This is a genomic window from Chryseolinea soli, from assembly GCF_003589925.1.
Lineage (GTDB): Bacteria > Bacteroidota > Bacteroidia > Cytophagales > Cyclobacteriaceae > Chryseolinea > Chryseolinea soli.
This window is the reverse complement of record NZ_CP032382.1, coordinates 1,017,240-1,029,653: the sequence shown is the minus strand read 5'-3', so window position 1 is coordinate 1,029,653 and position 12,414 is coordinate 1,017,240. Positions and strand designations below refer to the sequence as shown.

Here is a 12,414-nt window from a genome sequence, read left to right as displayed (position 1 = left end):
CCGATATGAAGCGCAACCTAAGCATGCCCACGATTCTCATGGCCGACGATGATCCCGACGACCGAATGCTGATCAAAGAGGCCCTGGAAGAAAACAACCTCCTCAATCCCATCCATTTCGTGGAGGACGGTACGGAGCTGCTGGATTACCTGCATCGTCGTGGACGGTTTCTTACGGAAAAAGCTCCCAAACCGGCCCTCATTTTGCTTGACCTGAATATGCCGAAGATGGACGGTCGTGAGGCCTTGCATTACATCAAAAACGATCCGTCGTTGCGGCGCATTCCGGTGGTGGTACTCACTACCTCCAAGGCCGAAGAAGACATTGTGAAAACCTATGACCTCGGGGTCAATTCTTTCATCTGCAAACCGGTGCGGTTTGATGAACTGGTGGAAGTGACGCGTGAGATCGGCAACTACTGGTTTGGTACCGTGGCGTTGCCCCGGGCATGAGACCAAGAAATTATGAAGAAAACACCCTCTGTAAAAGTTCTCCTGATAGAAGATGATGAAGACGATGTGCTGTTGGCCCGTGAATATTTGTCAGAGAGCGAATACTACCATTTTGACGTGGAATGGGAGCCCCTGCCCGAAAAGGCAAAGGACAAAATGGTCCGCGGCCACTATGATATCTTTTTGATCGACTATCGCCTCGGCAGCGAGAACGGTCTCGATCTCATCAAATTTGCCCAGGACAAAGGCGTCATCACACCTTGCATCCTGTTGACCGGCCAGGGAGATCTGAACGTGGACTTGGATGCCACGCGCTATGGTGCCGCCGACTATATCGTGAAAACCGAATTGAACCCCTCCATGCTGGAGCGCAGCATCCGCTATGCGCTGAGCCAGGCGGGAGTGATCCGGGAGTTGGATGAGAAAGAAAAAAAATACAGGTCATTGTTCGAACGCTCTATCGACCCTATTTTTTTGGCCAACAATGACCTTAAGCTCATGGACGTCAACGATGCGTTCCTCAAATTTTTTAAGTACACGAAAGAGGAGGCCCTGTCGCTAACCATCAGCCAGATCTTTGAGCAGGATGAAGACTTCCAATACTTCTTTTCATCGCTGAAGACGATGGAACAGATTCGCGATTTTGAGGTAGTGCTGCTCAACAAGGACCGCGAAAGGAAGATCTCCATGCTGAATTGCGTTTTCATTCCCGACCAGATCTCGGAATTTTGCTGCTACCAGGGCATCATTCACGACCTGACCATGCGCAAAAAAGCAGAGCGCGACATGCTGGTGGCCGAGCGGCTTTCCATGACCGGCAAGATCGCACGCACGATCGCGCACGAAGTACGCAATCCGCTGACCAACCTAACCCTGGCGCTGGAGCAGCTGAAAGACGAAATGCCCCGGAACAACGAAACGGTGAAGTTGTACAGCGACATCATCGAGCGAAACGCCAACCGCATCGAGCAGCTCATCGGTGAAATGCTCAACTCTTCGAAGCCCAAAGAATTGAACCTGCAACTGTCGAACGTCGAAGAAATACTGGAAGATACGATCGGCCTGGCCATCGACCGGATGAACCTGAACCAGATCCGGCTGGAACGGAATTTTGCAGCTGCCCTGCCGCGCGTGCTGCTGGACAAGGAAAAGATCAAGATCGCTTTCCTCAACATCATCGTGAACGCCGTGGAGGCCATGAAGCCCGGAAAGGGTGTGCTGCGCATCGAAACGCAACTGAGCGACAGCCGCATCACCGTTTGCATTGTTGACAATGGGAAGGGCATTCCGCAGGAAGATATTGAAAAACTTTTCGACCCGTTCTTCACCGACAAACAAGGGGGTATGGGTCTGGGCCTGACGTCTACAAAAAATATTTTGAACAGCCACAACGCTGATGTAGAGGTCACCAGCAAGCAAGATGAAGGAACTACATTCATCGTGGCCTTCAGGCTTCCCAACTGAGCCGGTTGCTTGAGGTCCATCCCAGACCAATCGCCCTAGAACGGATAGCCAATGGCAATATTGAACACGAGATTTTTTCCCCGCCAGGAACTGCTCCCAAAATCGATTTCATCGGTTACCCAACCCGACGTTTGACGCAACGGGAAGGCCGTATCAAACCGAAGCACAAAAAAGCTGAAATCGAAACGGAGACCGAAGCCCGTGCCGACGGCCAGTTGTTTTAGAAAATCGCTGCTGATCTTTCCGCCGGTCCTCAGGGAGTCTTCCTTCCACAGCCAAATATTCCCCGCGTCTACAAACACTGCGCCTTTCAACATACGGATGATGTCGAAGCGGTATTCCACGTTGGATTCCAATTTGATATCCCCACGCTGATCGACAAACAACGTTCCCTTATACAATTCATCTGAATTCGGGTCGGTGCGCACATTGTATGTACCGGGTCCCACCGAGCGCGCCGGGAACGCGCGGATGCTATTGGAACCGCCGATAGCAAATTGTTTTACATACGGCAGGGTGGCAGAGTTTCCAAACGCATAGCCGGCACCGAGAATGAGTCGTGACGCGATCTTGTTGTGCTCGTCGAATTGCCAATAGTACCGGAAGTCAATATCGCCCTTCACATATTGGGAATACGGCAGGCCGAAGATCTCCAGCGAACCTGTCTTTTCGCCATTGAATGCATCCTGCAAGGTGTGGAGCAGGTTGCCGGCCACATCCACGTTGCCATTGAAATAAAAACTGTGCGTTTGATACGGACGCTTCTCATATTTCTGCATCGGCGTTTCGTTGAGCTGCGTATTGATGGTATAGGAATAGCGAGTACCCAAAATGAATTGATTTTCAAAAGAGTTGGCTAACACAGGATTCTGCTCCACTAGTTCGTTGAATGCCGGCGAACGCTTATCCGTTCGAACAAAGTTGAGATCGATCGGATACAGCTCGTGCGTTCTCGAAACCGTTTCGCGCCAGTTATAGCCATAGGCCGCGTTCGCCGAACTGAGGCGGTAATAGCCAACCCGGTTCTGTAAATTAAAACCCGTCTTGATGATCGTCTTTGGTAAATATTTCCGGGAGTTGTAATTGATCTTTATAGGCGTAATAAAACGCGGAATGGTAAGGCTGGCCTCAAAGCCGAACTCGAACGAATTCAGCGGATTTTGCTGTTGCTTGCTGATCTGTACTTCGTAAGCCGTATTGAGCTTGAGCTGAAACAATTCAGCACCGCGCAGGAAATTCCTATTGGTAAACGTAAGGGTTACGCCCGGCCCCACAAAGTTGTTGGACTTGGACACGCCTTGCACTTCGCCGCGTACTGATTTTTTCTTTAACGGGGTCAGAAAAATATTGCTGCGCAGCATGGAGGAGTCGTTCCCCGCGTCGGTAAACTTGATGTTCACAAACTTGAAGACCCCCAAGCCCATGAGATGGCTTAGGGTGAGGTCTTGCGCTTCACGGCTGTAGCGGTCGCCTTTCTTCAGGTTGATCACGTCAGTGATGATCTCCGGCCGGAACGTGTTTCCCTTTTCTACATAGGTCACACCGTTGACGTGCGTAACGACGGAGGCATTTTCCAAAGAGTCTTCAGCGAGTACATAGTTTGGAAATACTTTCACTTCGCTCAAGGTATAGATCTTGCGGGCCTTGGCCGGGATGCCGGGCTCCAGCCGTAGCCGGAGATCTACCTTTCGCTCGGCCACCGTGCTGTCGGCCTCGAAGATCAGGTAACGATCATCGAAATAATAAAACCCAAAATCTTTTAGCACTTTCTCGATGCGTTCCTGCTCAGCCTGGAGGCGCTGTAAGTCGTAACGTTGTTTCGGTGCCAGCAAGGATTCGTCCTTCAACGTTCGGAAGATGGCAGCGTAAGTGCTATCGCGACCGGCGGGGAAGTTGATTTCGCGCAAGCGATACGGTCGCGTCAGGTTCACATGATAGATCACCTTGCTTTCCGTTTTTCCCGTCTTTACTTCCGGCTTCACCGTCGATTCAAAATAGCCTTCATTGTTCAATTGCCCGGCCAGTGTCTTGGCCGTACGCTCGGGTGTAGCATTCTTTAGCAATACCGGAGGCTGACCCAATTTATTTTTGATAAAGCCGCGCAAACCATTTTTCTTTTTGGGCTCGCCGGCCACGTAATAAAACCAAGCGCCGGGGCGCATGCCGAGGAGCTTGTTGTTTGGCTTGGGTGTGATGTAGGCGTCAAGATCTTTGCGCAATGCTTTTTTGCGCCCGACACGTCTTCCATGAGTGTCGAAATCAATCTCGGCGCCCGTATAAAAGGTCTCTCCATCTTTTAGATATTTTGCGCCCGTGCACCCCGAAAAAAGCAGCGTCGAACAAAGCCCCAGCCAGCAGAGGGAGGACCACAACAGCGTGATGTTATTTTTCCTTCTCATTGGCCTTGAACAGTTCGCGGAGCGTATTATAATCCTTGATGTAGATGAGGCCGGCCCCGGTTTCGATCAGCTCGCCATCGATCATGTCGTAGTTGCTGTTCCGGAAACCGGTGATGCGCAGGCGGCCATCTTCTGTGAGTTTGTATTCGAGCGCGAGGTCACCGATGTAGTCGGCAAAGGATTCCTGGCTGGACGCTTCGCCTTCCACATCCACGTTGCCCGATACTTTTACGACAAGCCGGTTGTTGAGCAGATTCTTCGACACGCCGAGTTGTACCTGGGTCTGCCCTTGTGCCGTGCCGGTGGAATAATCGTCATACGATTTTACATCAAAGGTCAGTTGGACGCCTTTGATATTTTCTGAAAGCCTGTTGAGCTGTTCTGTTAAAAGCCTGCCCACACTTCTTCGCGCGGTGGCGGAAACATCGGAGCTTCCTTCTGCGACGAAGGGATTGTCGGTGATGAAGCGCTTGAGGATCAACAAGGCAAAGACCTGTTTGTTGAGGTCGGACTCGCGCGTGTTGATATCCTTGATGATGGCATAGACGGCCGCGTTGCGCGAGTTCTCCGGCATGTCGAGCTGGAAACTGATTTCGGGCGCCAGCAAATTTCCCTTCAACTGTAAATAGACCAGGAAGGGCATGCGCTGCTTGCGATCTTGCACCGACAACTCGGCGCTCGTTTGGGCAAGCAATTCAGCGGGCGAGGTTTCCACGGTGTAAATGGCGCGTATCGCCATCGTTGCATCCAAAGGATCGCCGGCCCAGGTGAGGGAGCCTCCCTTCTCGATCTTGAATTTGCGTTTCACCAGTTTGTAGAACGAGAGATCGTATGAGCCGTCGGTGATTTCGTAGCGGCCCGTGAGCTGCATGTTACCGGTGGGATCGATGTCGAGGGTGAGCGTGGAGTTCCCCTTCACGGAAAGTTTGTCGTCGGTCACCGGGTCGATAATGATGTTGAACGTGGTTTTATCTGTCAGCTCAATATTGGCCGTCAACTCCAATCCTCGGAACCGTGACTTAATGGTGTCTTTGGGGTTGATATTTTTTAGAAAGGGATCTTTCTCGGCGTCGTTATCCACCCACCTGACAATACCTTTTTGTTCCAGCACGCCTTTCTCGGATTGCGGTACGATGTAGGTGAAATTGCTGCTATCTGTCAATCCTACGCTTGCGCGTATGTTGGGTTGATCGGCGTTGCCCGTGATCTTCGCCTCAAGGTCGATGCCCACTCTCCCATAGAACAGGTCGCTGTTATCTTCGCTGGTGTTCAACAACTGAAAATGGTTGGCGTTCAGGGTTAGGTTGAGGTCGAAACTTTTGTAGGATTTGGTTTGGATGATGCCTTTCAACGTGGCTTTGTTGCCGTTTTCGTCCAGCACCGTGAAGTTGTCGATCGTGATACCCTCTTCGGTAAACTTCAGCGTTTCATTCTTCAAGGTAAAACGGCTGTTCACAAAGGACGGAACAAAAGAAGCATCGTGAAATTCGATTTCGCCGCGAATGTCGGGTGACGATGGTCGCCCGGTTATTTTGATGTCGCCCGCGATGCCACCGGAAGACTTTTTCAATTGCCCCGCCGAAAGCGGCTCGACGATCGCCAGGTCGGAAATGTTGATGTGGCTGGTCAAATCGATTTCGGGTGCCGTTTGGTCGGGCGTGAAATGCCCCGCTACCTTGACATCGGCTTTTTCGCCATCGACCCGGAAGTCAATGACGTAGGGTTTATCCTTTCGCTCCACCGCCAAGACCAAATCGCCCCACAGTTGGTTGAACAGTTTGAAATCTTTTATTGTGAGCTTTGATTGAAAGGCGCCTTGTGCGGCCAGCTTGAAGTCTCCATTGATCAACCCCTCGGCAGGCGTCACGCCTTCCACCACATTGGTGAGGTTCGGCAAGTTCAGATTCTTGAATACAACCGACAGCGTGGAATCTTTTTCACTCTGGGTGATGAGCGAGATCTTTTCGTTGATGTTGGTCAGCGAAAAATGGCGCGCAACCAAACCCTGGCGCGTAAACCGAAGCGCATTGTCGCGCGGCGTTTCCCAGGGTGAATAGTTCATGATCACTTCGTCTTTCAGAAAATGAAACTGGAACACGTTCTCCAGGCTGTTGAACACGCCACCCCAAACGTATTTTTCTTTTTGTAATGAATCCAGCAAAGTGAACTTCGTGCGAATGGAATCGTCGGCCACCTTGCCGGTAAGCTTGATGGCGGAGATGTGCAGCGTATCGATCTTCAGGTTTCTCAAACCGAAGGCATAGTCGAGCGAATTTTTGTCGGACGTGGCCAGGAACGTGAGGGAGTCAACGCCAACGGCGTCGTACTTTATCCCGGCAATGTCCACGCGCAAATCCAGCTTGCTGGCCTCACTGTCGAATTCTCCCGCGATCTCTCCAGGGACAAATGGCTCCAGCTCGGGAAAAATGATCTCCGTGAGCAGGTCGGTATTTTTGATGACCAAATTGAACGCGAAATTTTGAGGCGCTGCCGGTTTTTTGAAGGCATCGTCTTGAAGAGAAAAATAATGATCAAAGTGTCGCCTCAAAACTTCCGGCAAACTGTAGAGGTTGATGGTGCCTTTGAAATCGCCGGAAAGAATGTCGGAACGGATGGTGATCTTGCTTTCGCCATGTTGATCGATGGAGGCGAACAGCAGGGAGTCTACTTTATACAAGGCCTCGCCGTTGAAGATGGCCACTTTGCGGATGTCGAGGGTGCCGTTGATGACTTTGAAATCGGAGGTGGCGAGATCTACATCCACCGTTCCCCTCGCGCGGAGCGGCCGTTCGGCGAGGTGCAGGGCTTTGAGGTCGGCGTTCTTCAATTCGAGTACGAATTTGTATTCGGGCACATCCTGGTTATAGTCCAGGTCGCCTTTTAGTCTCACGTCCAGGTTCTCGTCCTCCAGCTGCGCCGTGCCGGAGAAGAAATATTTTTTCATGGTGCCGTTCACCTTGAAGTCGTGATAGGTGTAGCCGGCATATTTAAAATCGGCGACGTGCACGTCCAGCCGTGCGTTAAGATCGTCGATGGAGAGCCCTGAGCCCTTCACGCCGGCCTGCATGTTCAGCCTGCCCATGGAATCCTGCTTTAGCAGTTTGCCCAATTCGAAATCCTTTACGAGCACTTGGGCCGAATAATTTTCCTTTTGCGATTTCTCCAGGTTCATGCGGCCGTCCAGCTTGACATCCCCCAGCGAAGTGGTCAGCCACGCGTTGGCCTGGGGTGCTTGCAGGGTGCCGCTCAATTTCCCGGTCAGCCTGATCCATTCCGGCAGCGCGATCGATTTTGGGATCAGCGAGTCGGGAACGACGGTCCGTACGTCAGCGGCAGTGGTGTAAAATTCCTGCAACGTCAGCAGCGCCTTGGCGTGCTTCATGTCGGGAAGCCCTACCAGGGTTCCGCTCGCTTTCAAGGATGTGTTGGAAAGGAGGTCTACGTTGAATTTCTCCAGAGAAAGGTCTTTCACCGGGCCTTTGGCGTCGGCGCTTATCGATACCGTGGCGTGTGGGGGAAGGGTCAGTGGCAAACTATCGCGTAGGGCAGGATAGAAATACAGTACGTCCTGCACGGCCACCGTCATGTGGTTTAGGTTGAGGTCGACGCGGGCATCCGGATAGGCTTTGTCCAGGGAAGCCAAAGACGCAAATTGCGCCTGGGCGTTCAAGGCTATCTGACTCTCCGTCGACTGGAAATAGAAATCCTTTACACGTAGCGACTGGTCCGTCAAGGCGAAAACGGTTTTGAACATGGTCACGCCAAACCCGCTTTTTTCCTGGAGCGACAAATTTTGAAGATTGCCGCCAATCGTGTTGCCGGCATATTTCAGGTCTTCGGCACGGACATGGAGGCGCGTGACCCACAAGTGATTAAAATCCATCCCCTTTTCTAAGAATGGCTCGCGGAAATTGTGATACTGGACATTGTCGTTGACCAGCTCCAGGTTCGCCAACGTCATCTTCCAGGGCTTGGCAGCTGTCGTGTCGCTTGATTCAGATTGGGGTGGCGTTTTACCGGAGGTTTTGGTGGCGGCCTGGTGATAGGCGAGGAACGTATCGGAAAGCGAGAGTTTGTCAATAGCAATGTCTTGGTTCTCCAGATCCATCTTCTCTATCGCCAACAAAAGTTTACCCAGGTTTAAGTGGATCATCTGCCCGGTGACCGAGTGCTTGTAGTCGGCCGCGATGTCTTTCAAAGTAATGTCCTCGACGGAAAATGTGAATGCGCCTTCGGGTTTGGAGGAGGGGGCAGGGGGAGGTGCAGCTACCTTGCTCTGTAAAATAGTGGCCTGCACGTTTTCCAGGTCGATCGAATTTATTTTTAAAACAGGACCCTCCAGATCAAACGCGTCGATGTCTACAGCGAGGGTCGCCAGGGTCACGTCGGCGTCATTTCCTTCCAACGCGTCCTGGTAGCGCACATGGATTTGGGTGAGGTCGAGGTTGCCTACGGTGAATTTCCAGGGCGTTTTCGTCGTGTCCGGTGGAGCCGTTGGAGTAGAATCGCCTGCGAAGGCTTTGACGATGTAATCGAAGTTGAAAGCACTATCGCGGGCCGAGCGTTTGATGTTACCGGAAAAATGGTCGAGGCCCACACCGCTCAAATCGATCTCATGACGGGTGAGTGCCCAAAGGTTAGTGTTCACAGACAGCCTTCCGGCGTAGAGCAAGGTGTCGGTGGATTGATCTTCGAGGTACAGCCCTTCCAATACGATTTTCTTTGGAAAAGAGAGGCTGATGTGCTCAAGCCGCACTTCCGTGCCGATCTTTTCTTTGAGAAAGCCGACGGCCTTCGCGGTGAGTTTATGTTGAACGTAGGGGATTTGAATGACCAGGGCCAGGACCAGGAGCAGTGCGATCATCGACAAGAAGATCCAGCCAAAGATCTTCAGGGTCCTGATCATATATTTTCGGAGGGGCCACTGCGTGAGCATTCAAAGTAATGTTAAACCCGGAGCTTCATTTTCAGGAGTGGACAAACCGGTGACCTATATCCTTAACCAACTATTTTTTCCACTCGCAACGCTGCTGAAACCGTTGTGCCTATGGTTTGCGTTTTGTTTTTCGCTTGCGCAATATACGATCTCCAGGGTCCTTTTCCAGCCCACCGGGCACATTATCCTCCTCCCGGCTATCATTGACGCTGTAGTTGAGGCGTGTCATCGAGGCATAGCGCGGCCGGCCGGTCTTGTCTTCCTGGTTGGGATGATGTTGTATGCGGGAAGCGTTTTTCATTTGTGTTCTTATCGTATAGAAATGAAAATCCCGGCGCACACGTGCGCCGGGATTTCAATTGTTCTTTGTCATCGCTTGAAGATGCTGGCGCCAAAGACCAGCGAGAGTACGAAGAGTACCAGGAAGATAAAGAACAAAACCTTGGCAATGGCCGCAGCACCGGCTGCGATGCCACCGAATCCGAAGATGGCGGCTACCAATGCGATGATGAGAAAGGTGACTGTCCAGCGTAACATAGTTTTAGCGTTTTAAGTGGTTATAATAATTAGAAGAATAGATTAGGCTGCGTCTTCCACGGCAGCTTGTTTTAATTCCTGTGTCAGGGGATAATGCAACACATTTAGACCGATGATGCCGAAAAACTTGTCCAGCTTCCGCAGCACCACGATTACAGAATTTAAGGCATCAACTTCCGACGAGAACAAGGCTCCGGAAGATTGCTTGTCTTGGTGATAGAGACTTTCCACCAGTTCGTCGAGGTGCTCGATGGTGTTTGCTTTTTCCTCATAACGCCAGTTGGTCACGAAGAGCAACTGAAAAATACTAGGCATCTTTTTGATGAAGAGCGACGCCTGGTCGTGCGACAAGGATTTGCGCAATTGCGAAAGCACGGCGCGCACCAGTTTCACGATCTTCTGCGTGGAGTTCGCGCCCAGATCATTCTTTATCTCGCGGAAGAACTTCACTGCTTGCTCTTCTTGTGCGGAAGTATTTTGCAATGGTGTAGTAGTCATAATGTGTATAGGTTGGGTTGAGTGTTGGTTGTTTTCCGGTAGGGGATATACATTCTTATACCAAACCTGTAATCCTTGAAATTTTGCTGATTTAGGCCGTTCAGTGAAAAATAGTGTGGAATTATATGCCCGTTGCGGGGGATAAATTGAGGATTCCAAAGCCAAACAGGAACCCGGCCTCGGATCGCCAACGATTTTGAACTTTGAGAAGATCCGATGACAGGCGCATTCCTCCGTTGCTGATTTCCCGGGTCAAAGTGTGGAGATCGCTACCCGTTCGCTGCCTGCGGAACCGTTCCATGCCTTTGCATTGCGATTGGCATAATGTTTTCTAAAGCTTATGAAAAATGTTTTGAACACATCATCACAGAAACCATCAAATAAACAAAACGTGTTATGAAGGACCCTAAGAACTTGATTGGAGGCTTTATCGCAGGCGCAGCACTGGGGATAGCCGCGGGAATGTTATTGGCCCCTGATTCGGGTCAACGCACCAGAAAGAAAATTGTGGACGGTTCCATAAAACTGAAAGACGATCTGATGAATACGGTAGATACTTCCCTGGAAAATATTCGCCGCCAATTCAATTCGAGGATCGATCAGTTGGCGCGCGCCGGCAAACAAAATATCGACGAGGCGAGTGAAAAGGTGAAGGCCTGACACTCCGTTTTTTTAAACTTTTTGTCACACACTAAACCACGGAGATCATGAACAAACTAATGATAAAAGGATCCTGGAACGAAGCAAAAGGTAAGTTAAAACAAAAATATGGAACGCTTACCGACGACGACCTCACTTTCTCGGAAGGTCAGGAGGACGAATTTCTAGGCCGCCTTCAAAAACGTCTGGGTAAAACGAAAGAAGAGATCCGCAAAGAACTGCGGTCCCTCTGATTCCTTTTACCCGACTCTTAAAAAAATAACTAAATGTAAATCGGCGGGGAAACCGTTCAGGGATTCCCTGTGTCAACAAAACCTAAAACAAAATGAAACGAATCGCATATATGGTCGCCGTGGCGTGTAGCGCGGCAGTCTTCTATCAGTGTAGCCCGTCCTCCAAGGAGAAAGTGGATCAGGCGCAGGAAGAAGTAAAAAAGGATATTAACAAAGACAAAGAAGAGATCACAAAGAATCTTCAATCGATACGCGATGACATCAATGGGCGGCTCGACAAGATCACCGCAAAGCTCGAAACAGCCAAGGCCGATTCCAAAACACAGTTGGAAGAAGCCAAGAATAACCTGACGATACAGCGCGATCGCGTCGAAAAATCATTGGATGAGATCGACAAAGCTTCCGAAACGGCATGGGACGACATCCAACAACGCGCCCGCAACACAGCCGACGACGCGAAAATCGAAGTGCAACGCTGGGGCGATAAGATTGAGGCGGCGCTAAAGGATAACTCTAAATGATCAGCCCAAAACGTACGACTATGAGAAACAGGATCATAACATTCTTTGCCGCCTTCATGATGTTCCTTGCCGTGTTGCTGACACAGCTGCTGGTAGGATGTCAGGCGTCCAACACCACAAAAGGCGGTGCCATCGGTGCCGGTGTGGGAGGTGCCATCGGCGGTGTGATTGGACACCAATCGGATAACACCGTGGTAGGCGCCATCATTGGTGCCGCGGTGGGCGGCACGGCCGGTGCGCTCATCGGCCGGCACATGGACAAACAAGCCGAAGAGTTGAGAAATGACTTGAAAGGCGCACACGTTGAACGCGTGGGCGAGGGCATTCTCATCACCTTCGATTCGGGGTTGCTCTTTGAGTTGAATTCGTTTGGCCTGCAACCGGCGACGAAAACAAACCTGACCAACCTTGCCCAAACGCTCAATAAGTATGAAGACACCGACATCCTCATCGAAGGACACACCGACAACACCGGCGAGGATGCCTACAATCAAACGCTTTCCGAACGCCGCGCCAATTCGGTGGAAGGCTATCTGGAACAACAAGGCGTGAAAGCCAGCCGCATCACCACGAAGGGATACGGCGAGAAACAACCGCTTGCCTCAAACGACACGGAGGCTGGACGACAATCTAACCGCCGGGTGGAAGTGGCCATCTATGCCAACAAAGAGATGAAGAAGCTGGCGAAGAATGGCCAACTGGGCGAATAGCAAC

Annotated in this window: 11 protein-coding genes; 6 read left to right on the top strand and 5 right to left on the bottom strand. The window is 51.1% G+C overall.

Features of this window, described 5'->3' with window-relative positions; all coding sequences use genetic code 11:
* Positions 1 to 5 precede the first annotated feature (5 nt).
* Positions 6 to 452 carry a response regulator gene (locus tag D4L85_RS04240; protein WP_119753144.1) on the top strand — a complete coding sequence of 149 codons (447 nt, stop codon included), beginning with the start codon at positions 6 to 8 and terminating at the stop codon, positions 450 to 452.
* Positions 453 to 464: 12 nt separating this feature from the next.
* Entirely contained in the window at positions 465 to 1,916 is a 1,452-nt protein-coding gene (locus D4L85_RS04235) for a hybrid sensor histidine kinase/response regulator (RefSeq protein WP_119753143.1), read from the top strand.
* A 35-nt stretch (positions 1,917 to 1,951) separates the two neighbouring features.
* Here D4L85_RS04235 and tamL read toward each other — a convergent pair whose 3' ends face one another.
* From tamL to D4L85_RS04210, 5 genes are all read right to left on the bottom strand, one after another.
* Positions 1,952 to 4,315, bottom strand: a complete 2,364-nt coding sequence (gene tamL / locus D4L85_RS04230) for a translocation and assembly module lipoprotein TamL (RefSeq protein ID WP_119753142.1) — start codon at positions 4,313 to 4,315, stop codon at positions 1,952 to 1,954.
* Complete coding sequence (locus tag D4L85_RS04225) at positions 4,299 to 9,221, bottom strand: translocation/assembly module TamB domain-containing protein (protein ID WP_160143531.1); 4,923 nt, start codon at positions 9,219 to 9,221, stop codon at positions 4,299 to 4,301. The genes tamL and D4L85_RS04225 overlap by 17 nt, the downstream gene beginning before the upstream one ends.
* Before the next feature lie 139 nt (positions 9,222 to 9,360).
* Complete coding sequence (locus tag D4L85_RS04220; protein WP_119753140.1) at positions 9,361 to 9,552, bottom strand: hypothetical protein; 192 nt, start codon at positions 9,550 to 9,552, stop codon at positions 9,361 to 9,363.
* 68 nt (positions 9,553 to 9,620) lie between these two features.
* Complete coding sequence (locus D4L85_RS04215) at positions 9,621 to 9,788, bottom strand: DUF1328 domain-containing protein (protein ID WP_119753139.1); 168 nt, start codon at positions 9,786 to 9,788, stop codon at positions 9,621 to 9,623.
* 42 nt (positions 9,789 to 9,830) lie between these two features.
* A complete protein-coding gene (locus D4L85_RS04210; protein ID WP_160143530.1) occupies positions 9,831 to 10,286 on the bottom strand; it encodes a DUF2267 domain-containing protein in 456 nt (151 codons plus the stop codon).
* 396 nt (positions 10,287 to 10,682) lie between these two features.
* Here D4L85_RS04210 and D4L85_RS04205 point away from each other — a divergent pair, with 396 nt between their 5' ends.
* The 4 genes from D4L85_RS04205 to D4L85_RS04190 all read left to right on the top strand — a co-directional run bounded on the left by D4L85_RS04205 (position 10,683) and on the right by D4L85_RS04190 (position 12,410).
* A complete protein-coding gene (locus tag D4L85_RS04205) occupies positions 10,683 to 10,946 on the top strand; it encodes a YtxH domain-containing protein (protein WP_119753137.1) in 264 nt (87 codons plus the stop codon).
* 47 nt (positions 10,947 to 10,993) lie between these two features.
* Positions 10,994 to 11,179 carry a CsbD family protein gene (locus tag D4L85_RS04200; protein ID WP_119753136.1) on the top strand — a complete coding sequence of 62 codons (186 nt, stop codon included), beginning with the start codon at positions 10,994 to 10,996 and terminating at the stop codon, positions 11,177 to 11,179.
* A gap of 92 nt (positions 11,180 to 11,271) precedes the next feature.
* The gene (locus tag D4L85_RS04195; RefSeq protein ID WP_119753135.1) at positions 11,272 to 11,700 is read left to right on the top strand and encodes a sll1863 family stress response protein; all 429 of its coding nucleotides are present in this window, start codon (positions 11,272 to 11,274) and stop codon (positions 11,698 to 11,700) included.
* Between the two features lie 56 nt (positions 11,701 to 11,756).
* Complete coding sequence (locus D4L85_RS04190; protein ID WP_472266243.1) at positions 11,757 to 12,410, top strand: YiaD family glycine zipper/OmpA-like lipoprotein; 654 nt, start codon at positions 11,757 to 11,759, stop codon at positions 12,408 to 12,410.
* The last annotated feature ends 4 nt before the right edge of the window (positions 12,411 to 12,414 follow it).